General features: G+C 69.9%; 17 protein-coding genes and 2 pseudogenes. 10 read left to right on the top strand and 9 right to left on the bottom strand.

Annotated elements, in window-relative coordinates; all coding sequences use genetic code 11:
• Positions 1 to 444: 444 nt before the first annotated feature.
• On the bottom strand, positions 445 to 837 hold the full coding sequence (locus ACZ303_RS11485) for a nuclear transport factor 2 family protein (protein WP_467337590.1): 393 nt from the start codon (positions 835 to 837) through the stop codon (positions 445 to 447).
• Positions 838 to 943: 106 nt separating this feature from the next.
• On the opposite strand from ACZ303_RS11485, the gene ACZ303_RS11480 reads away from it, so the two are divergent.
• Positions 944 to 1,399 (top strand): MarR family winged helix-turn-helix transcriptional regulator, encoded by a 456-nt coding sequence (locus ACZ303_RS11480; RefSeq protein WP_467337588.1) that lies wholly within the window; start codon positions 944 to 946, stop codon positions 1,397 to 1,399.
• A 375-nt stretch (positions 1,400 to 1,774) separates the two neighbouring features.
• Here the strand turns inward: ACZ303_RS11480 and ACZ303_RS11475 are convergent, their stop codons facing one another.
• A complete protein-coding gene (locus ACZ303_RS11475; protein WP_467337586.1) occupies positions 1,775 to 2,512 on the bottom strand; it encodes an SDR family oxidoreductase in 738 nt (245 codons plus the stop codon).
• A 218-nt stretch (positions 2,513 to 2,730) separates the two neighbouring features.
• Between ACZ303_RS11475 and ACZ303_RS11470 the strand changes: the two genes are divergently transcribed.
• Together ACZ303_RS11470 and ACZ303_RS11465 are read left to right on the top strand one after the other, a co-directional pair.
• On the top strand, positions 2,731 to 3,522 hold the full coding sequence (locus tag ACZ303_RS11470; protein ID WP_467337584.1) for a helix-turn-helix transcriptional regulator: 792 nt from the start codon (positions 2,731 to 2,733) through the stop codon (positions 3,520 to 3,522).
• A 148-nt stretch (positions 3,523 to 3,670) separates the two neighbouring features.
• A pseudogene (locus ACZ303_RS11465) lies at positions 3,671 to 5,023 on the top strand (Tn3 family transposase); the annotation flags it as partial.
• 78 nt (positions 5,024 to 5,101) lie between these two features.
• On the opposite strand, the gene ACZ303_RS11460 reads toward ACZ303_RS11465, so the two are convergent.
• Positions 5,102 to 5,947 carry an ABC transporter permease gene (locus ACZ303_RS11460; protein WP_467337582.1) on the bottom strand — a complete coding sequence of 282 codons (846 nt, stop codon included), beginning with the start codon at positions 5,945 to 5,947 and terminating at the stop codon, positions 5,102 to 5,104.
• Positions 5,944 to 6,852, bottom strand: a complete 909-nt coding sequence (locus ACZ303_RS11455) for an ABC transporter ATP-binding protein (RefSeq protein WP_467337580.1) — start codon at positions 6,850 to 6,852, stop codon at positions 5,944 to 5,946. The genes ACZ303_RS11460 and ACZ303_RS11455 overlap by 4 nt, the downstream gene beginning before the upstream one ends.
• Before the next feature lie 133 nt (positions 6,853 to 6,985).
• Here ACZ303_RS11455 and ACZ303_RS11450 point away from each other — a divergent pair, with 133 nt between their 5' ends.
• Entirely contained in the window at positions 6,986 to 8,239 is a 1,254-nt protein-coding gene (locus ACZ303_RS11450; RefSeq protein WP_467337578.1) for a sensor histidine kinase, read from the top strand.
• Positions 8,236 to 8,895 (top strand): response regulator, encoded by a 660-nt coding sequence (locus tag ACZ303_RS11445; protein WP_467337576.1) that lies wholly within the window; start codon positions 8,236 to 8,238, stop codon positions 8,893 to 8,895. The genes ACZ303_RS11450 and ACZ303_RS11445 overlap by 4 nt, the downstream gene beginning before the upstream one ends.
• Positions 8,896 to 9,001: 106 nt before the next feature.
• Here the strand turns inward: ACZ303_RS11445 and ACZ303_RS11440 are convergent.
• Positions 9,002 to 9,976 (bottom strand): annotated as a pseudogene (locus ACZ303_RS11440) (tyrosine-type recombinase/integrase).
• Between the two features lie 423 nt (positions 9,977 to 10,399).
• Positions 10,400 to 11,017 (bottom strand): TetR/AcrR family transcriptional regulator C-terminal domain-containing protein, encoded by a 618-nt coding sequence (locus ACZ303_RS11435; RefSeq protein WP_467337574.1) that lies wholly within the window; start codon positions 11,015 to 11,017, stop codon positions 10,400 to 10,402.
• A gap of 66 nt (positions 11,018 to 11,083) precedes the next feature.
• Between ACZ303_RS11435 and ACZ303_RS11430 the strand changes: the two genes are divergently transcribed.
• Complete coding sequence (locus ACZ303_RS11430; RefSeq protein ID WP_467337572.1) at positions 11,084 to 12,346, top strand: beta-ketoacyl-[acyl-carrier-protein] synthase family protein; 1,263 nt, start codon at positions 11,084 to 11,086, stop codon at positions 12,344 to 12,346.
• A gap of 570 nt (positions 12,347 to 12,916) precedes the next feature.
• On the opposite strand, the gene ACZ303_RS11425 is transcribed toward ACZ303_RS11430, so the two are convergent.
• Positions 12,917 to 15,226 carry an FtsX-like permease family protein gene (locus ACZ303_RS11425; protein WP_467337570.1) on the bottom strand — a complete coding sequence of 770 codons (2,310 nt, stop codon included), beginning with the start codon at positions 15,224 to 15,226 and terminating at the stop codon, positions 12,917 to 12,919.
• Positions 15,223 to 15,933, bottom strand: a complete 711-nt coding sequence (locus ACZ303_RS11420) for an ABC transporter ATP-binding protein (RefSeq protein ID WP_467337568.1) — start codon at positions 15,931 to 15,933, stop codon at positions 15,223 to 15,225. The genes ACZ303_RS11425 and ACZ303_RS11420 overlap by 4 nt, the downstream gene beginning before the upstream one ends.
• Positions 15,934 to 16,071: 138 nt before the next feature.
• On the opposite strand from ACZ303_RS11420, the gene ACZ303_RS11415 reads away from it, so the two are divergent.
• The 3 genes from ACZ303_RS11415 (at position 16,072) to ACZ303_RS11405 (ending at position 19,495) form a co-directional block, all read left to right on the top strand.
• Positions 16,072 to 16,911, top strand: a complete 840-nt coding sequence (locus ACZ303_RS11415; RefSeq protein WP_467337566.1) for a sensor histidine kinase — start codon at positions 16,072 to 16,074, stop codon at positions 16,909 to 16,911.
• Positions 16,908 to 17,630 carry a response regulator gene (locus ACZ303_RS11410; RefSeq protein ID WP_467337564.1) on the top strand — a complete coding sequence of 241 codons (723 nt, stop codon included), beginning with the start codon at positions 16,908 to 16,910 and terminating at the stop codon, positions 17,628 to 17,630. Before ACZ303_RS11415 ends, ACZ303_RS11410 begins: the two co-directional genes overlap by 4 nt.
• 509 nt (positions 17,631 to 18,139) lie before the next feature.
• Positions 18,140 to 19,495 (top strand): phosphatase PAP2 family protein, encoded by a 1,356-nt coding sequence (locus ACZ303_RS11405; protein ID WP_467337562.1) that lies wholly within the window; start codon positions 18,140 to 18,142, stop codon positions 19,493 to 19,495.
• An 11-nt stretch (positions 19,496 to 19,506) separates the two neighbouring features.
• Here ACZ303_RS11405 and ACZ303_RS11400 read toward each other — a convergent pair whose 3' ends face one another.
• Positions 19,507 to 19,935: a Rieske 2Fe-2S domain-containing protein gene (locus tag ACZ303_RS11400; RefSeq protein WP_467338192.1), complete on the bottom strand. Its 429-nt coding sequence runs from the start codon at positions 19,933 to 19,935 to the stop codon at positions 19,507 to 19,509.
• A gap of 52 nt (positions 19,936 to 19,987) precedes the next feature.
• Between ACZ303_RS11400 and vph the strand changes: the two genes are divergently transcribed.
• Positions 19,988 to 20,872 (top strand): viomycin phosphotransferase, encoded by an 885-nt coding sequence (gene vph, locus ACZ303_RS11395; protein WP_467337560.1) that lies wholly within the window; start codon positions 19,988 to 19,990, stop codon positions 20,870 to 20,872.
• The last annotated feature ends 118 nt before the right edge of the window (positions 20,873 to 20,990 follow it).

Genomic DNA, 20,990 nt, shown 5'->3' with positions numbered 1-20,990 from the left:
TGGACAACTGGAGCGTTACCGAACGAACTGCCACGGTAACTTGCTCCATTTGGGCAGTATTTGCCCTCCTGGCACTTGACTGGGGGTCAAGGGGTCGTGGGTTCAAATCCCGCCGTCCCGACGGTGTGAAACACCCTCTGACCTGGGAGAAATCCTAGGTTAGAGGGTGTTTTTCGTTCTTTGGGCTCGCTGTTGGCCTGATGTGGCGTCAGTCGGCGGGCGTCGGGCGATGTGGCCGGTGTGACGGTGAACTGGGCCCCGGCCGGAGCCGCCGGCGAGGCTTTCGGGCTTCGCGTGGTTCCGATGTGATTCGACGCAACACGGTCCATGTGCGATCAAGCACTCATGATCATGGGCGAAAAGGCGTTATGTCCGCCGACGGGATCCGCGGCCGGGGCGCATCCCGTCGCCCACTTCCCGGGCGGTGGCGTCGGGCGCGGAGGCTCAGCGGGCGCTGCCGAGGTTCCGGTCCTCTTCGGCGCCGGCGAGCATGAGGGTGGTCTCCTCGATGCGGCGGAAGCGTCCGTCGGGTGCGAACTCGGCGAAGACGTACACCTCCATGCGGACGCTGGATCCGTCGGTCTTGGTGACGTCTACGGTGTGCCGGTCGGCGTAGCGGTCGCCCTCCACGAGTTCGTCGTGCACCTGGACGGTGCCGCTTGCGACGGCCGTGCGCAGATGGGCGATGTGGGTGAGGAACTCCGCGCGGTCGGCCCAGCTGCCGTCGGTGCGCTGACGGTAGTCGGGGGCGAAGTGCCGGTCAGCGGCCTGGTCCAGGTCGAGTCCCGGGGTGAAGAGCAGGTCGGTGAGCGCCGTGCGGATGTCGGTGCGGTTCATGGGGATTCCTTTCGGTTCGCGGGTGTACCCGCCAGAAGATGCGTGCCTGAAGCACGCTTATGAAGGTAGCAGTAGAAGCGTGCGCCGCGCACGCTAATCTGGGGGGATGAGCAACACGACGGGGTACGACATCGCCGACGCACTGGGACTGCTCCTGCGCCGGAGCACTCGCGCCCGCCTCTACGCCCACCTCACCGAGGGCCTGGGGGAAGCGGTCGATGAACTCACCTATCCGGTACTCAGCGGCCTGGCCCGAACAGGCCCCGTCAGCGCCGCCGACCTCGGCCGCGAGGTCGGCCTCGACCGCACCACCGTCACCCGACGCGCTGACCGACTGGAATCCGCCGGCTTGGTACAACGCCGACAGGACCCCGCCGACGGCCGCGCCACCCTCCTCACCCTCACCCGCCAGGGCCACGACACCGTCGCAGCCACCCGGCATCGACTCGCCAGCGCCGTCGAAGACTCGCTCGCGTCCTGGCCGGAAGCCGACACGCGGACCTTCGCACGCTGGCTACGGCGATTCGTCGACGAAGGCCCCTTCGCACCCCCACGCGACTGACCGCCGACCGCGCGCCACCGAGCACCGCGACCAGGCACAGCCCGAGCAGTGGGCCGAGCCGGTAGCGGCGTCCTCGTACCCGGCGTGGATCGGGGAGGCAGTCGAACACCTCGGCCCGCGTGGGCAGTTCAAAGGAGTCCGGGGGTGGGCGTGGCGCGGCCGTCCTCGAAGTGCGCGTGAGGATGCCGATCAGGAAAGACCGCGCACGGGCGCGGCTCCAGGTCGATTCTCGGTCTCAGCAGCCTTGATCATCTGGCGTCGCCTCCGTCGTTTCCGCTCGGGCATGCCGCCCATCCCACGGGCCGCGGGGCTGTGTTGCCATGTGACCCACGGAGCAGCCCTGCGGGTGCGGTGTCCGCACCGGAAGGGGGGAGGTCAGCTCTGAGCGGTGGGCCGGACGACGATCTCGTTCACGTCGACGGCGGCCGGCTGTTCGATCGCGAAAGCGATGGCCCGGGCGATCGCGTCGGGCGGGATCGCTATGCGGTCCCGCATCTTCATGATCTCTTCTCTGACCTGGCTGTTGGTTGACGCCTCGGCGAAGTCGGTCGCAGTCGCTCCGGGGGAAATGGTGGTCACCCGCAGGGAGTCGCCGGCTTCCTGGCGCAGTCCTTCGCAGATGGCGCGGACCGCGAACTTGGTGCCGGCGTAGACGGCCATGGCCGGCACGATGCGAAACGCGGCCGTGGAGGCGGTGGTGACGAAGTGGCCGGTGCCCTGCGCCCGGAAGACCGGCAACGCGGCGCCGATCCCGTGCAGCAGACCCTTCACGTTGACGTCGACCATGTGGTCCCACTCGTCGACGCGCATATCGTCGAGAGGCGAGATCGTGCCGACTCCGGCATTGCTGACGAGTACGTCGAGTCGGCCGAATCGCTCACCGGCCAGCGCAACCAGGGCCCGCAGGTCGTCCCGCCTGGTCACGTCGGTGCGGATCTGCACGGCCGTGCCACCCGCCTTCTCGATTCGGGCCACCAGCTCCGCCAGGCGTTCGGACCGGCGTGCGCCGAGGACGAGTCGCGCGCCGCGTTCGGCGAGCAGCAGCGCGGTCGCCTCGCCGATGCCGCTGCCGGCTCCCGTGATCGCGACCACTTTTCCCTTGATTCCGGACATGAAGTTGTCCTCTCCGTCCTCGCCACCGGGGCCGGGGTGCCGAGCGGCAGCGGGTCCTGGAGCAGCGTCCGGAAGCCGTTGCGCACTGGACCACCGGGTGCCGGTGTCACCGTGTGAGGCCGTCGGCAGTACCGCGGCCCTTGCTTGCACACCAGTCTCCGGGGACTTTAGCCTGGTATCCAGACCGTGTTTATTCTAGAACTGAAGGTGTCACCGTCATGCCTGGGCAGCCGGACCAACGCCGTCAGCTGAGTGAGTTCCTGCGCAGCCGGAGAGAGCGCCTGACCCCTGACGAGGTGGGCCTGCCCCAAACCGGCCGCCGTCGGACTCCGGGACTCCGCCGAGAGGAACTGGCACTGCTGGCCGGGATCAGCGCCACCTGGTACACGTACCTGGAGCAGGGGCGGGAGATCCGCGCCTCCGAGCAGGTGCTGAACGCCCTCGCGGCGGCGCTGCGACTCGACCGGCACGAGCGCGATCATCTCCTCCATCTTGCCGGTCACACGCCTGCGACCGAAGCCGGGGAAAGCGAGCCACTGACGGCCGAGGCGGGTACCGTCCCTCTGTTGCTCCAGCCGAACCCGGCGTACATCATCGGCGGCAACTATGACGTCCTCAGCCACAACCGGGCGGCCGAAGAGCTGTTCCCGAGGCTCATCACCGAGGCGGACCGGCCGGCCAACTTCGTCCGCTGGGTGTTTCTCGAACCGGTGGCCCGGGACGTTCTGGTCGACTGGGAACCCGAGGCACGCGGCCTGCTCGGCCGGCTTCGGACGCTGGCCGCACGCCATTCCGGAGACCCGCGATACACCCGGCTGATCGAGGAACTGAACGAGGGCAGCCCGGAAGTGCGGGACTGGTGGCCCCAGTACGAGGTGCAGGCACGGCACAGCGGTCGCAAACGGCTACGGCACCCGCGACGGGGAGCGATCGACTACGCGTACACCGCTTTTCACTTGGCCGAACAGCCGGAGCAGACCCTGGTCGTCTATTTCGACGCCGCCGCTTGACATGCCTGTGGATCCAGAGCTCTGCGAGTGCGGCCATCCGGGCGCACCTGGACGGTCGACTCGCCCGGGGCGGTCGCCCGTATGGGTCGAACCGGGCAGCACGAGACGAGACATGGCTCCACCATGGACACGACCCCGCTCCGGCGGAACGCATGAGATTCGCCGGAGCGACCTCAACAGCCTTGTGGTGGGCGTGGAGCAGATCGAGGCGGTGGTGCCGCGCAACGAGCTGGCCGCCGCGATCGCGGCACTGTTCGAGCTGACCCCGCCGCTGGACTCCGATGCGGATCAGGCATGGCGGGCGATGCTGGCCACCCGGTTCGGGACGGTGCGGCCGTTCCTGAAGCTCCTGGTCAAGGTCGTGGATTTCGGAGCGACTCCGGAGGGTGCCCCGATTCTGGCCGCGCTGAAGACCCTGCCGGAGCTGATGGGCCGCAAGAAGGTGGGAACTGCCGAGATCGACACCAAGCTGCTGGCCGGGTCCTGGCGGCGTCTGGTGCTGGCCGCGCCGAACCTGGAGCCGGGGACGGTGGACTGGAAGGCGTACGTGTTCTGTGTGCTGGAGCAGTTCCACCGCATGCTGCGCCGACGGGAGATCTTTGCGAAGAATTCCTCCAAGTGGGGCGACCCGCGGGCGAAGCTGTTGGCCGGTGAGGCGTGGGAGCAGGCGAAGTCCACCGTCCTTGCGTCCCTGGGCCTGCCCGAGGGGGCGGGCGAACACCTGGCGGCGCGGGCCGCGCTGCTGGACGGTACCTACCGGGAGGTCTCGGGCCGCCTGCCGGAGAACGCGCAGATTTCATTCGACGATGACGGCCGCCTGCACTTCGCCGCGTTGGAGCCGGAGCCCGAACCGGCCTCCCTGCTCGACCTGCGTGCTGCGGTGAACGCGATGCTGCCCCGCGTCGACCTGCCGGAGGTGCTGCTGGAGGTGTTCTCCTGGACCGGCGCCGACCAGGCGTTCACCTCGGTCACCGGCAGCGAGGCCCGGCTCAAGGACCTCCCCGTCACCATCGCGGCGCTGCTGGTAGCCCATGGCTGCAACGTCGGCTACACCCCCGTCATCAGCGGGGTTGACGCGCTGAAGTACGGGCGGTTGTCCCACGTCGACCAGACGTATCTGCGTCTGGCGGACGAGCCGGCCTACCGACGGAAGATCAAGGTGCAGGCCAACCTCCAAGAGGGCCGCCATGCGCTCGCTCGGAAGATCTTCCACGGCAAGGCCGGGCAGCTCTACCAGCGCTACCAGGACGGCATGGAGGACCAGATCGGCGCCCTCGGCCTCGTCCTCAACGCCCTGGTGCTGTTCAACACCCGCTACATGGATGCCGCCATCACCCAGCTCCGGGTCGACGGCTTCGACGTCCGCGACGAGGACGTGGCCCGCCTCTCGCCGTTCGTGCGACACCACATCAACATGCTCGGCCGGTACTCCTTCCAGCTCCCGGACCTGCCGGGTGGCCTGCGGTCCCTGCGTGACCCCGATGGCGTCGATGAGGAATAACGGTCGTCAACCCGTCATCCTGGTCGCGGCCGCCTTGGCCGGGGTCTCCGTACCCGGGCAGTTGGCCGACCGGCCGTCTCACTGGTCGCGCCGTTGTGCGCTGGTGACGGCGAGCACGGCTGCGGTGAGCGCCCACACCGCGTAGACGGTCCAGGCTCCGCCGGTCGTCCACGGGAAGTCGGTCTGGCGGGGGCCGACCTCCACGTGCCGCAACCACGCCTGGTAGAGCGTGGCGTGCCCGGCGACCGCCGACCAGTGGCGGCCTTCGGTGAAGACGATGGGCAGCACGAGGATGACCGCCACCGTGGCGATCATGGTGGCCGAGGTGTGCCTGATGACGGAGCCGATGGCCATGCCGACGACCGCGCACACGGGTGCAAGGAGGGCGGACGCCACTACGACACGCAGGGCGCCCGGGTAGCTGATCGAGATGCCTGCGTCCCGGCCGTCGAGGATCGCCTGCGTCAGGCCGAACGAGGCCCCCGCGACGATCGAGCCGAAGACGGTGGTGACCGCCGTGACGACCACCGTCTTGGCGGCCATCACCGAACGGCGGGCCGGAACGGCCGCGAACGTCGTACGAATGGTTCCCGTGCTGTACTCGCTGATGATCGCGACGGCGCCGAGGGCACCGAGGGCGAGCATCATGACCATGGCGGCGTTCGCCGTGAACGCCTCCTGCAGCGGAATTCCGGCCCGGACGTAGTCGGCCCGGTCCGCCGCGCTCCGCTCTGGCCAGTAGTTGTAGGTGTCGTAGGCGGTTCCCGCGTTGAACGCGATGACGGCCAGGGCGGTGGCCCCGTACGCGATCCAGGTCGAGCGCAGCGACCGAAGCTTGATCCACTCGGCGGCCACCAGGTCGTAAAAGCGGGCGCGGGGTTCGTCGGCGCCAAGTCCGCCAACGGGAGCGTACGTCGTGGTCACTGGGGGTCTCCTGCGAGGTATTGCACGCTGTCGGCGGTGAGCTCCATGAACGCCTCTTCCAATGAGGCGGACCGGGTGCTGAGGTGATGCAGCAAAATGCGGTGCTCCATGGCGATCTCACCGATCCGGACCGCGGTCACACCGGTCACAGCAAGCAGGTCGCCCGCCGTGTCCACGGCCGCGCCCTCGGCCGTCAGCAGATCTCTCAGGACGGCAGCGGCGGGCGTGCCCACCGTGACGCTCTGCCGGGTGCCGCGAGCGGAGAACTCCGTGAGGCTTTCCGCCGCGATCAGCTCGCCGCGGCCGATGACGATCAGCTGGTCGGCGGTGTGCTCCATCTCGGACATGAGATGGCTGGAGACGAACACCGTTCGGCCCTCGGCGGCGAGACGCCTGAACAGGTCACGCACCCACTTCACGCCTTCCGGGTCGAGGCCGTTGAGCGGTTCGTCGAAGAGCAGTACCGGGGGTTCGCCGAGCAGGGCGGAAGCGATGCCGAGCCGCTGCTTCATGCCGAGCGAGAATCCGCCGATGCGGCGCCGGGCGACCTCGGCGAGGCCGACCTCCCGCAGCACCTCCTCCACCCGGCGCTGCGGGATGCGGTTGGAGCGGGCCAGGGCGGACAGCTGCGCCACCGCGCTGCGCCCGCCGTGCACATCGTGCGCGTCGAGAAGGGAGCCGACATGACGCAGGCCACGGGGGCGGTCGCGAAAGGAACGGCCGTCGACGGTGACGGTGCCGCTGGTGGGCTCATGCAAGCCGAGGATCATCCGCAGCGTGGTGCTCTTGCCGGCGCCGTTCGGACCGAGAAACCCGGTCACCTGGCCGGGCCGCACGGTGAAGGTCAGATCTTTGACGGCCGTCGTGCCGCCGTATCGCTTCGTGAGCTCGTTGACTTCGATCACGGGGACAACGGTGCCGGTGGGCGACCCCGCCCGTAATCGGACCACCGATGACAATCGGAGAGGACGGATGTCAACCCTGGTTGTACGGCCACGGTCGGATGTGCCGTCAGATGCAGGTGCTTACGATCAATGCATGTCCGCCTCACCGCCGCTGCCGTTGCCGCTGCTCAAACGCATACCGCCGGGCCTGTGGACGGCACTGGCGTGGTATGCGGCAGCAGTGGAACCCATCGTCGAGTATGTAGTGATGCCGCAAGTGCCGACGTACTCGCTCAACTACCCCCAGGACGGGCTCGACTCGCTCGGAGCCCAGGCGCTGCTCGCCGTCGCCTTCGTGCTGATCCTGGCCGGCAGCGCGGTGCTGCGCCGCAGGACCTTCGCGGCGTACGGTCTGGTGATCGTCGGTACGGTCATCTCGACGGTGGCCTGGCGTCAGGATGAGATTCCGCCCACGCAGTTCCTGGCCGTGGATATCGCCCTCTGCTACCTCGCAGCCACCCGGCCTCGGCGGAGCTCGCTCATCGCGGCCGCCGCAGCCCTCGGCACACTCGCCGGATACCTCGTCCTGCGGTTGATCACGGGCGACGTTTCCAGCATCGCGCAGGAGCCGTTCGTGGCCCTGACCGTGGTCATCGCCTGGCTCATCGGTAATTCGTCGCATCAGGCCCGTGCCCACACCGCAGAGTTGCACGCCCGGGTCGCCGCCGAGGCCGTCACCGCCGAACGGCTGCGCATCGCCCGCGAGATGCACGACACCGTCGCCCACAGCATCGGCATCATCGCCTTGCAGGCCGGCGCCGCGGCCCGGGTCATCGAAACCCAGCCAGCCAAAGCCCGCGAGGCGATGCTCACCGTGGAGATGGCCGGCCGCGAGACGCTGTCCGGGCTGCGAAGGATGCTCGGCGCGCTGCGCCAGGCCGACCAGGATGAGGAACGCCAAGGCCGCGCGCACGCGCCGGTGCCCCTGCGACCGGCCGCCGGCCTGGCGAACGTGGAACAGCTCGCCGCGACGACCACGGCCGCCGGAGTCCGCGTGGAGGTGCGGTGGCAGGGCAGGCGCCGCCCGCTGCCAGCCGACATCGACCTCGCGGCATTCCGGATCGTCCAGGAGTCGGTGACCAACGCCGTACGGCACTCAGGTGCCGATTCCTGCCAGGTGCGCCTCGACTACCGCGCGGACGAACTCGCCGTCGAGGTCTCGGACCGAGGGAAAGGCGGCGGCACCAGCACGGACACCGGATACGGCCTGATCGGCATGCGCGAGCGGGCCGCCCTGCTGCACGGCGATTTCACGGCCGGGCCCCGTCCCGGGGGCGGCTTCCTGGTAGCGGCCAGACTCCCGGTACCGGCAGGGACCGAGGCAGAAGCGAAGGCGGGAGCCAGATGACCATCCGTGTCGTGCTCACCGACGACCAGCCCCTGGTGCGGGCCGCCCTGCAGATGGTCATCACCGACACCGCGGACATCGAGGTGGTGGGCGAGGCAGAAGACGGCGCGGAAGCGGTACGCCTGACGGAGGAACTCGCCCCCGACGTCGTCGTGATGGACCTCCGGATGCCCGGCATGGACGGCATCGAGGCCACCCGGCTGATCACGATGGGCACCGGCTCCACACGCGTCGTCGTCCTCACGACCTTCGACGACGACGACTACGTCTACGGGGCGCTGCACGCCGGCGCGTCCGGATTCCTCGTCAAGGAGATGGCCCTGGACGACATCCTCGCCGCAATCCGGATCGTTGCCGCCGGGGACGCTCTGATCGCACCAGCCGTCACACGCCGGCTGATCAAAGAGTTCATCACCCGACCCGCAGCGTCACCGCCGCGGCGGTCGGAGCTCGACGGCATTACCGCCCGGGAACGCGAGGTGCTGACCCTCGTCGGCAGAGGCCTGTCCAATACGGAGATCGCAGGCGAGCTCTCCATCAGCATCGCCACCGCCAAGACCTACCTGACCCGCCTACTCGCCAAGCTCAATGCCCGCGACCGGGTGCAGCTAGTGATCCTGGCCTATGAGGCGGGCCTGGTGGCAACATGCCAGTGAGTGGACGGACTCCCCGCACAGCGAGCACCGGCCGACGGTGCGCGATCGACGCGAGTCCGATCCAACCTCGTCTGCCGTCAGTGCACAGGTTGATCAAGGTTCTGGCTCACCGCCGGCTGTCACCGGGGGCCAGAAGGCTGGTCAGCTCGGCGATGGCCGCTGGTGAGGGCTTGAAGTAACGGCGGAGGTTCTCCGGCTTCTTGTGACGCGACTTGGCCATCAGCATGAGCAGTGACGCACTTTGCTCGCCGAGGTGCGTGAGAGCAGAGTGCCGGTACTCGTGAAGGTCCCAACCGCTGCCCGGTCCACGAACTGCGGTGTGCCCATCCAGTAGGGCGCGGGCTTGGCCGTATGAGAGCCGGGCGAAGTCTGTGTCCGGACACACGTCTCGCGGGCCCACCACCTTCCCTGGGCCGGCTCGGCGGTGGGTGACGAACACTGGCCCGCGCGTGCGTCCCTTGAGCAGGCGGGGCAGGAGCCTGGCCGTGCCCGCGTCCCAGTACACAGTCTCCAGCACGAAGTCCTCGCGCGTCTGGCCGCGTCGTCGGGCCTTCGTCCGGGCGCCCTTGGCCTTGACCTGACAGCGGCGCCCGGCGAAGTCCAGATCCTCAATGTTCACGCCCAGAATCTCGTCGGATCGAGCGGCGGTCTCATAGAGCATCCGGTACAGGGTCTTCTCCCGCAGGTGCACTTCGCGCCGGGCGATCAGCCGGTCGATGGCCATGCGTGAGCGGGCCGGAGTCTCGGAGTCCGGCACCCCCAGCCGCTTCGCCCAGGCCGGGACCGCCGGACACTCGTAGCCGCGCTCGCGGCACCACGCCAGCCAGGACAGCACCGATGCTCGGCGGGAGTTCCAGGTGTTCACCGCCGCGGTGCCCCAGAGCAGTTCGAGGGCTTCCCCCACTTCGTCGTCCGTGACCGAGCCGAGCGGGCGGCCCTCGCCGAGTCGCAGCACAGTCTTGCCCACCCCGATCCCTTAGGTGCGGACCGTGTTCGGGTTGCCGAGCGAGTCGAGGAAGAGGTCAGCCGCCGTCCGCACGGTGAGCGCTTTGCCTGTCGGCAGTTGTACGACGGTGGGCACCGCTTCCCCCTTGCCACAGATAACAGGGCCGCTTCGCGTAGGAACCGAAGAGCGTCACCGCACGTGACGAATCAAGCTACCGCAGATATTGGGGTGTTATCTGCGAGAAGACTTCAGATCGCGGTCGCTACCGATGCTCCGTCAGCCGCCCACCAGGGGCGACAGGGGCTTAGCGCACGATCTGACATGGATGTTCCTCAAGCCCCGTAACCCTCGCCGTCGTTGCAGTGGAGCCGCCAGGTATCTGCCATCTTCTTGTCATGCGGCCGTACGCGGGTCACGGCGGGGATCCAGCGCCTCCTTCCTGACGCCTTGCTCTGGCCGCGACAGGTGGAGTTCGCCGGCGGCGAATATGCCGGCCGCGACAAGGTCGTCCTCGCACGGCGACCGCGCACGTCGCCGCCGTGGGCCCGGTCGGCTGAGCTAACCGGGTTCGGAGTCGTCGTGGATGGTCAATGTGCCGGCGAGGTCGAGGTCGGCGTTGGTGCCGTGTGCCCCGGCGCGGACGAGCAGCACCGCGCCGAGCGCGGTGCTCCAGAACGTCCTGGCCTCCACGTCGAGTGATCGACGGGCCCTCCAGCCGCGACCGTCGATGAGCTGGCGCACATAGCGCTCGGATTGCCGGAACAACAACTGGAGGTGCTGGTCGACCACGGGGGCGAGTTCGGGCTTGGAGATCCCGGCTGCGAGTGCTCGCGCGACTGATGGGAGTGAGGGCAGAGACAGTACGGCGCGGGCGATGTTGCGCCGAAATGTCGCCGCATCGGGGGCTTGGCGACCGATGCGCTCCATCCGTCGGGTGTCGTGCAGCAGGCCGAGGAAAGCGGCGTGCACGATCAGCGAGTCCTTGGAGCCGAAGTAGTAGGTGACCTGATTGGGGAAGAGCCCTGCCGCGTTCGCGATCTCCGCGACGCTCACCTCGGCACCGGGCCGCTCCTTGCAGAGCCGGGCAGCGGCCTCGATCAGCCGGCGCCTCGTCGCGCGACCACGGTCGAGCGCCGGAGTCGGCGTCGCTCGGGCTTCGGTTCGCTTCTTCTCCATGCCCGAATTGTATGTGATACAAACAAGGCTGCTCGCTTGTATCGCATACAAGAAAGGTCGGAGCGCATGCAACGGACCGAAGTCGTCGTGACCGGACTCGGCGCGATCACACCACTCGGTGGAGACGTGATGTCCACCTGGGAGGCCCTGCTTGCCGGCGAGTCCGGCATCCGTGGAGGCGTCCTGCGCGGTCACAAGGACAACGGCCTTCCCGACACCGTCGCGGGGACGATGGCGATCGACCCCGCCGAGTTGCTGCTGCCGGTGCAGGCCAGGCGGCTCGACCGCTCGCAGCAGGCAGCCTTCGCCGCGGCGGCCGAAGCCTGGGCCGATGCCGGCGCCCCGGAGGTGGACCCGGACCGGCTCGCATCGGCGATCGGCACGGGCATCGGTGGCGTACGGACGCTGTTGAAGGAAGACGACGTACTGGAGGGGGCCGGCACTCGGCGCGTCTCGCCACGCACGGTCCCGATGCTCATGCCCAATGCGGCGGCGGCGCTGATCAGTATCGAGTACGGCGCACGGGCCGGTGTCTACACGCCCGTCTCGGCGTGCTCCTCCGGTGCCGAGGCGATCGCCCTGGGGGCCAGGCTGATCCGCTCCGGCGAGGCGGACGTGGTCATCGCGGGCGGAACCGAGGCCGCGATCACCCCGATCACCGTCGCGGGCTTCGTCCAGGCACAAGCACTGTCGCGGCACACCGCCGAACCCGCCTCGGCGTCACGCCCGTTCGCCGCGGACCGCAGCGGATTCGTCCTCAGTGAAGGCGCCGCCGTCCTGGTGCTCGAAAGCGCCGAGCATGCCAGCGCCCGGAGCGCGCGCGTCCACGCAGTGCTCGCGGGAGCCGGCATCGCCGCCGACGCCCACCACATCACGGCACCCGCTCCCGACGGCTCCGGTCAGATCTCCGCCATGCGGAAGGCCCTCGCGCAAGCCGGCCTGGCTCCCGAGCGGATCAGCCACATCAACGCCCACGCCACCGGAACTCCGGTCGGCGACGTCGCCGAGGCGCATGCGATCGGGGAGGTCTTCGGCCGCGCCACCGTGACAGCCCCCAAGGCAGCGCTCGGCCATCTCTTCGGCGCGGCCGGCGCGATCGAAGCGCTCATCGCCGTCCTCAGCGTGGAGTACGGCGTCATCCCGCCGACCCGCAACCTCACCGAGGCCGGCGTCGGGCCCGACATCGACCTCGATGTCGTCGCAGAGCGACGAGACGTCCCCCAGGAGGCCGTGCTCAGCAACTCCTTCGGCTTCGGTGGGCAGAACGTCTCACTTATCGTCACCGGCGCACGGCACCGCGCGTCCCGTACAGCATCGACTACGCCATGACCCACGCGAACGCACCATTGTCCGTAAAGGGGCGCCGCCGGTTGATCGACGTTGCAAGACTCGTTCGGTCGCGCGTGTAGCCGCAGAGAGGGGAATCTCCCGAGCAACGGCGCCGAAGGGGGTGAACCGGCACCGGCGATACAGCGAACTCGGGTTGATCTCGCACGCCGGCGGCACGGGCGCGCAGCCGAGTCGGCTGTCGCTCGTCGCCATGCTGTCATCCACTCCCCGCACCACCGGGCGGGCTCTTGTGCGCCGCTGACGCTGTTCGGCCGTGTCCGTACGCTTTGCGGGTGAGGCTGCGGCCGCTTTTCCGTCCGAGTTCCTAGAGCTGTAGCAGTGCGGGTAGGGCGAGGAGGGGCTGTCCGAGTGCCACGTACCGTTCCCGGCGTCGTGCCCGCGTGGTGCTCTCGCTCGTGTCTCTGTTGGCAGGCGTCTCTGTTCTGGGCATGCGCGGGATCGGTGACCGGCTGTCGCCGGAGACGCTGGCGCCCGCCTCCGCCGAATCCCTGCGGCTGATCACCGTCGGCTGCCATGGGCCGGCTCCATGGACCGGTGCTGACGGGCGGTCTACTCGGTGTGCAGCACCGAGGCGATGGTCATGCGGGCCGCCGACCGGGCCGGGACCAGGGCGCCGAGGACTGCGATCGCCACGCCCGCCAGGAGCATCGCGGCCAGCTGCGGCGCGTGCCACACGTCCTTCATGTACTCCGGGAAGTCGACCACTCCGACATGGTCCACGACGAGGCGGTGGGCCGCGATCCCGAGCGGGATGCCGAGCAGCCCGCCGACCGCGCCCAGCCCGGCCACCGAGGTCACCGTCATCACCACCACCTGCCGGGGCGTCATCCCGATCGACTTGAGCATGCCCAGGTCCCGGCGGCGCTCACGGGTGTTCAGCAGGACGGTGTTGAAGACGCCGAGCGAGGCGACGAGGGTCAGCAGGACGGTGAACACCGTGGAGAAGGTGATGACGGTGGCGGTGCCGGCGTTGCCGGCGTCCATCACCGACGCGTGCAGGCCCGGATCGAGCGCGGCCACCGCCTCGGCGTAGGCGCGCGCGTCGGCGCCGGGGGCGAGCCGCACCGTGTACTCGGTGGCGTGGGCGTCCGGTGCGAGTCGGGCGAGGGTGTCCCAAGTGGCCTCCAGCGCCCGGGCGTTGCCCTCGATGAGCTGACCTACGACGGTCGCGGTGACCTTCCTGCCGTTCAGCTCCAGAGTGACCTGATCACCGAGCTTGAGTCCGCGCTGGGTCAGGAAGGCCGGCCCGGCCACGATCTCGCCCGCCGCGGCCGGCGCCCGGCCCTTGACGATGACGTGGTCGTACGAGGACGCGTCCCCGCGGTAGAAGTCGGCGAAGACGGGCTGGCTCTGCCCGGTCATGTTCGCCTGGGACAGCGCGCGGGCCCGTACCCCCTCCGCACCCGGCAGGGAGCGCAGCCGTTCCTCGATCTGCGCGTCACCGAGCCGGGACGGGGTCCGGGCGCCGCCCGACCTCCCGGTCGTCACGTGGATCCGGGCGCCCCCGTCTTCCCGCCCGACGTCGCCGAACGCCACCAAGGTGCTGGTCAGTCCTGTCGACAGGGTCACTGTGGTGACCCCGAGGACGATGGCCGCCACGGTCAGCAGGGTGCGGCCGGGGCGGGCGAACGGCTGGCCCAGGCCCAGACCGACCGGGCGCGGCAGCCGGGTGGCGCCGAGCATCCGCTGGACGCGCAGCCCGCGCCCGGTCCGCGGCGCGCCGCCCGCGCTGATCGCCCGTGCGGCGGGCAGCCGGTGAGCTCGCAGGGCGGGGACCAGCGCGGCCAGCAGGACGAGGGCGGGCATGCCCACCAGGCAGGCCACGGATACCCACGGGCTGATGTCGCCGACCGAGGCCCGGCCCACGTCGATGCCGGTGAACGCGACCTTCAGGATCGGCCCGACCAGCGCGTTGCCCAACAGGGTGCCCAGCACACAGCCCACCACCGCCGGTACCGAGAGCATCGTCAGGTAGACGGCGACGACCTGGTTCGGGGTGAAGCCCAGGGCCTTGAGCACCCCGATGTGCCGGTAACCGGAGACGACCGCCCCGCTGACCACGTTGCCGACGATCAGGGTGGAGACCAGCAGGCCGAGGACGCCGAAGAGCGTCATGAACGGGAGATAGGAGTCGGCCAGCGCGGAGAAGGCCTGCTTGAGGGTGAGGTAGGTCTGCGCACCGGTCAGCGAGTCCTTGGGCAGTCCGGTGGTGGCCCGTGCCAGCCCGGTGCTCAGCTGGGCCTCCGTCGAGGAGTCCGTGAAGCGGTAGAGCATCTGGGCGGAGGTCGGGTGCAGTGCGGCCATCTGCTCGGGCGAGACCCAGGCGCTCGCCGACTTGCTCATGCTGGCGGCGAATCCGACGACGGTCAGCGTCTGCCCGCCCGGGGTCTCCAGCTTGGTACCGAGGAGCTCCGGGCCGGGGGAGCCCTGGACGGACCAGTTGACGACGATCTCGCCGGGCGCGGTGGCCCAGCGGCCCTCCAGCAGCTCGATCCGGTCCACGGGGCCCGCCGCATCGGCCCGGCCCACCACGGTGAGGGTGCCGCCCGCCATCCAGAGCCAGTCCTTGGGGATGCCGACGACGGCCTGCCCGAACGGTCCGGCCGCTGCCTCCACCCCGGGCTGCCGGGCGGTCCGCGCCAGCTGCTCCCGCGAGACCTTCGTGGTGTCGAAGGCCGCCACCGTATGGGCGCCGCGCTGTTCGGCGTAGGCCTTGTCGAAGGGGCTCGAGGCGGCGGTCAGCAGTGCCAGCGCGAGCAGGACGGCCGTGGTGGAGCAGAGCACGACGAGTCCGATGACGAAGGTCTGGAGCCGACGGCGCTTCACGGCGGCGCGCGAGGCTCTCCATACGGCGCTCACGCGGTCGCCTCCAGCGTGCTTTCGCGGGCGACCCGGCCGTCGGCGACTTCGATCAGCCGGCTGGCGCAGCGGGTGGCCAGCTGCGGGTCGTGGGTGACGATCAACAGGGTCTGGCCGATCTGGTTGAGGTCGATCAGCAGATCCATCACCTGCTCGCCCGACCGGCTGTCGAGGGCGCCGGTCGGCTCGTCGGCGAGGAGCAGGGCCGGGCGGTTCATCAACGCCCTTGCCACGGAGACACGTTGGCGCTCGCCGCCGCTCAGCGTCGCCGGATAGTTGTTCCGGCGCTCGGCGACACCGAGTTCGTCCAGGAGCTCCAGGGCGCGGCGGCGCGCCTGCCGGGCCGGGGTGCCGGTCAGCTGCGCGGCCAGCGCCACGTTGTCCAGGACGGGCAGGTCGTCGATGAGGTTGAAGAACTGGAAGATCATGCCGACGTTCCGCCGCCGGAACAGCGCCAGACCGGTCTCGTTCAGCTTCCCGAGGTCGTGGCCCTGCACCTCGACCGCGCCCGAGGTCGGCCGGTCCAGGCCGGCCACCATGTTGAGCAAGGTGGACTTCCCGCAACCGGAGGGACCCATCACGGCGACCGCGTCGCCCGCCCGGATCTCCAGCGAAAGGCCGTCCAGGGCCTTCGCGTCGCCGTACTCCTTGTGAACGCCGTCCAGCCGCACCACTACGTCCCGGGCGCTGCCATGATCAGTTGTCATGGCTCGAACCTAGGTCCGGGGTCGATGACGGGGCGTCACTCCCCGGATGTATCCCTCCGGGCAGGTCATCCCGGGGATGTACGGAGCTGCATCCGGGGGCCGATGCGGGGCGCGTCGTACACCTGCGAAGATGATCCGGTGGGGGAATCCTGGACGATCTGGCTGGTCATCGCCCTGGTGGCGGCGGTCGGCGCCGCCGGGTGGCTGTGCGTGGTGGCGCTGCGGGCGCGGCGGCGGCACCGGGTGGCCATCGAGGAGCGCGGTTGGCTGCTGGAGCGGGAGCGCGAGAGCGCGACGCGGACCGCGGTGGACGCCGAGCGGGCCAGGATCGCCGCCGAGCTCCACGACATCGTCAGCCACAACGTGAGCCTCATGGTGGTCCAGGCCGGAGCCGCCCGCGAGGTGCTGGCCACGATGCCCGACGAGGCCGCGGCGGCGATGAGCGCCGTCGAGACCGCCGGGCGGAACACCATGACCGAGCTGCGGCACCTGCTCGGCCTGCTCGCACCCGCGCAGAACGGTGACGACGAGCCCTACGACGTGGACCTGTCACCGCAGCCGAGTGTGAGCCGGCTCGGTCCGCTGGTCGACCGGATCGCCTTCGCGGGCCTGCCCGTCGAGATGCGCATCTCGGGTGAGCCGCGCCCGCTGCCGACCGGGATCGACGTCACCGCCTACCGGATCATCCAGGAGGGCCTGACCAATGCGCTCAAACACGGGGACGGGGCGAAGGCCGAGGTGACGGTGCGGTACGCGGACCGCTACCTGCGCGTCGAGGTGCTGAACAGCGGACCGAGCGCCCTGTCGGGCGGCGCGCCCGCACGGAAGGAGCCGGGTCGGGGCCGGGCGGACGGAACGGGACGCGGGCTGCTCGGCCTGCGGGAGCGGGTCGCCGTCTACGGCGGCGACCTGGACGCCCGCCGTCGCCTCGGCGGCGGCTACCGCGTCCGCGCCCGTATCCCGCTGGACCGGCCATGACGACGCACACCGAGCGCGCCCCGCGCGTCGTGATCGCCGACGACCAGGAGCTGGTCCGCACCGGCTTCCGCCTGATCCTGACCGCGCGCGGCATCGACGTGGTGGGCGAGGCCGGTGACGGGGCCGGGGCCGTGGCCGCCGTGCGGAGGCTGCGGCCCGATGTCGTACTGATGGACAACATCCGCATGCCCGTCATGGACGGCCTGGAAGCCGCCCGCCGCATCCTCGCGCAGTCCCCGGACTGCCGGGTGATCATGCTGACCACCTTCGACCTCGACCACTACGTCTACGCCGCCCTCGCCGCCGGAGCCAGCGGCTTCCTGCTCAAGGACGTCACCCCCGTGCACCTGGCCGCCGCCGTGCGCCTGGTCGACACCGGTGACGCCCTGCTCGCACCCTCGATCACCCGGCGCCTGGTGGAGAGCTTCGCCTCCGGCGCCCCGGCCACCGGCCCGGCCCCCGCGACCCCGGCCGTCCATCGGGACCTGGCCGCGCTGACACCGCGCGAGCGCGAGGTGCTGACGCTCATGGGCCGGGGACTTTCCAATACCGAACTGGCGCGGGAACTGACGCTCAGCGAGGCGACGGTGAAGACCCACGTGGCCCGGATCTTCGCCAAACTGACCCTGCGCGACCGGGCCCAGGCCGTCGTCCTCGCCTACGAGACAGGACTCGTCTCACCGGGCGAGTCCGCCGACGCCGCCGATCCCTGCCGATAACCCGCAATACGTGGATCGAGCGTGAATCAGCCGGAGCGCGCAGTTCGGTGTCATGTGAGGTCCGGTCGAGGCGAGGCCAGAAGCCACGATGGGGCGCTTCTGAAAGCGTGACCATTCGGGGCATCGCCAACAGACTCCGCCAAAAACAGACAACCATGGCCTGGTCGTACACACTGGAGCAGGGCGCGAACCGGGAGCGACCGGAGCACTGGCACGCGCCTTTGCGCGCCCCACGGCTGGGGAAGCGACGCGAAGCGCCGCCGTTGTCTCCCCCTCGAGCCGCCACGGCGGACGGTGTGGCGGCCGGGACCGCTCTCGGCGACGGCGCCGACGCTCGCGCCGCCCGTGGCCGGCGAAGCCCGCGCCGCTCCCGATGGCATGATCGGGCTCGTGACAAGCGCCCTCATCGCCCATCCTTCACCGGAAAACGCGCCATCCGGCACGAAGAGGGACATTTTTAATTAACGTCTAACAAATCGGCCAAACAATTGATACCTATACTATCGCGGGTGTTTTCGCGAATAAACTGCAGCAGCAAGTTCGCCGCGTGGCGTCGACCGCAGGCGATCCTGTGGGCCACGGCGGGCGTGGTGACCCTCGGATTCCTCATCGCGCTGGAGATCGCCGCGCGTCGCTACACCGGCCAACCGGGGCCGTTGGTCACCCAGGTGCGAGAGGTGATATTCGCCCCCAAACCGGGACCGCTGTACGCCGGTATGGCGCTGATGATGGTGGCGCTCACCTGGCGGCAGCGGTTCATCGCGGCCGGTGTCGCGGTCGGCATCGACGTCGTCTTCGTGCTGGTGCGGTGGGCGGTCGACGCCAAGACGCCCGACGGCCATTTCTTCGGCAACGGCGCGTTGTGGGTGATGCTGGGCTGTGCGGTCATCGCCATCACGCGCCGCACCGGCCGGGAACGCGTCCTCTTGCTGAAGGCCGTCGGCCTGGGCCTGCTGCTGGTGGCCGGCCGCAAGACCGGCGACACCTGGCTGCTCATCACCGCGAAGACCCGCCCGGCGGTGCTCGACCCGTACGTGGCGACCGCCGATCACGCGCTGGGCAACCCGTCGTGGCTGGCAGGCCGGATCCTCAAGGCCACCGGCCCGATCGGCACCCACCTTCTCGACCTGGTCTACGCTCAGCTCGCGGTGGCCGCGGTCGTCGTCGCGCTGTACCAGCTGCGTAACGTGGCGGCCGAGCGCCGCTTCCCGAGCCATCACCTGGTGCGCACCTTTCTGGTCATCGGCCTCCTCGGGCCGGCCATCTACATGATCTTCCCGGTGGTCGGACCGATCTTCGCCTACGGCCCGGGCACCTCCGGCACCGGCGGCTTGCAATGGGCGGTGGCCGACCTGTGGCCGAACACGCCGCCGCCGATCAACCCCCCGCACCCGGTGCCGTACGACGGGATCACCCCTCGCAACTGCATGCCCAGCCTGCACACGGCGTGGGCCACCGCGATCTTCATTCATTCCCGCAAGGGCCCACGCGTTCTGCGATTCGCAGGCGCGTTCTGGCTGACCGCCACGCTCGGCGCGACGCTGGGCTTCGGCTACCACTACGGCGTGGATCTCGTTGCCGGCGTCGTGTTCGCGCTCACGATCGAGGCGGCGATGCGCTCGCAGGACCGCGGCTGGGATCGGTCGGGAATCCAGCTGGTCGCCTACGGCACGGCGGTCTTCGCCGCGCTCTTGGTGTCCTATCGCTATCTGCCGATGGAGATGGCCGAACACCCCTGGGTGTTCGGACCACTTCTCATTCTGGCGCTGACCTCAGTGATCTACGGCTACGTACGGACCACCAAACCGTGGGAGCCGAAGGCCGCGCCGGCGCGGCAGCCGGAACCGCAACCCGAACTGGTTTGAGTCACGTCGCATCAGGTGGTGGGCGCTCCGCACGGGGCACGCCATCGCCCAACTCCCTTGGTCGCGGTGGTGGCGCTGCACGCCTCCGTCTGGCAGGTCGCGCTGCTGTCGTTCGCCCAGAAACTCCCGCCCCTGCTGGTGGCGCTCCCCGCCGGGGCGCTCGCGGACCGGCACCGTAAGCGGCCCGTGATGGTGGGCGCGGCGCTCACCAGCGGTGCCGCGTTCCTCGTCGTCCCGATTGCCGACACCATGGGAGTCGGCGCGCCCAGTGCCCCATCGCGCGTCCTGCCCAGCCGCAATGCCACACCGCGGTGCGGGCAGAAGCCCTCCGCGACCGTCACGTTCCGCCCGTCGCCGTACACCACCAGCTCCTCGCCCAGGATGGCGCCGCCGGCGACACCGCCCTCGAGATCGGCGACCCGGGTGACCGGGGACCACATGTGCCGCGGCATTTCGTATCCGACCGGATCCATCGTCCTACCTCGTCCGCGGATGAAGGAGAGTTCACGCGCCATGGAGATCCTCGAGACGTACCGCACCCTGCTGAGCAGGCTGCTGCTCGACGACAAGCCGGACGAGCTCACCGTCCATCAGGGGCAGTTCCACCACGTGGTCATCGGCGCGGAGCGCGTCGTCTGCTTCGCCCGCACCGACGCCGCGGCCCAGCGGCTTCCCGGCCGGGCGGCGCGCCTGCGCGCCCTCGCCGGCCTCGGCCTCGGCTTCCGCACCCCCGAGCCGCTGGAGGAGGGCGCCGCCGCAGGCCCGGACGAGCCGGCATACGTGGTGCTCGACCGCATCCCCGGAGCCCCCCTGGAGGAAGGGGTCCTCCAGAGCCCCGAGGTGGCCGAGGCGGTCGCCGCCCAGTACGCCACGCTGCTGGCGGGGCTGGCCGCGGCCGGCGGCGGCAAGGCGCGCGCGGTGCTCCCGCACGCTCCCGAAGGGGAGTGGGAGGAGTTCGCCGACGGCGTCCGGGCGGAGCTGTTCCCGCTCATGAACGACGCCGGCCGCGCGCGGGCCGGGCGGGAGCTCGCCGCCCTCGACGGCCTTCCCCACCTCACCTCCGCCGTGGTCCACGGCGATCTCGGCGGGGAGAACGTGCTGTGGGAGACCGTCGATGGGTTGCCGCGGCTCAGCGGAGTGGTCGACTGGGACGAGGTCTCCCTCGGCGACCAGGCCGAGGACCTCGCCGCGATCGGCGCCGGCTACGGCGAGGAACTGCTCGGCCGGGTGCTTGCCTTCGGCGGTGGGGCCCAGGGCGGCGACGTGGCCGGCCGGATCGCCGCGATCCGCGGCACCTTCGCGCTGCAGCAGGCCCTCTACGCGCAGCGCGACGGTGACGAGGAGGAGCTGGCCGACGGGCTGACCGGCTACCGCTGAGCACATGCCGTCCGCTCTTGTGCCGTGTCCCTCTCCTCCCACCACCGCCTGCCGCTCTCGGGCAGGGCGGACAGCGGGTCGTAGAAGGGGTAGCGGCGGGTGAGGACCTCGAGGTCGT

Source organism: Streptomyces sp. NPDC023527 (assembly GCF_055560115.1).
Note: the sequence above shows the minus strand (reverse complement) of the source record. Positions and strands in the feature narration are given on the sequence as shown.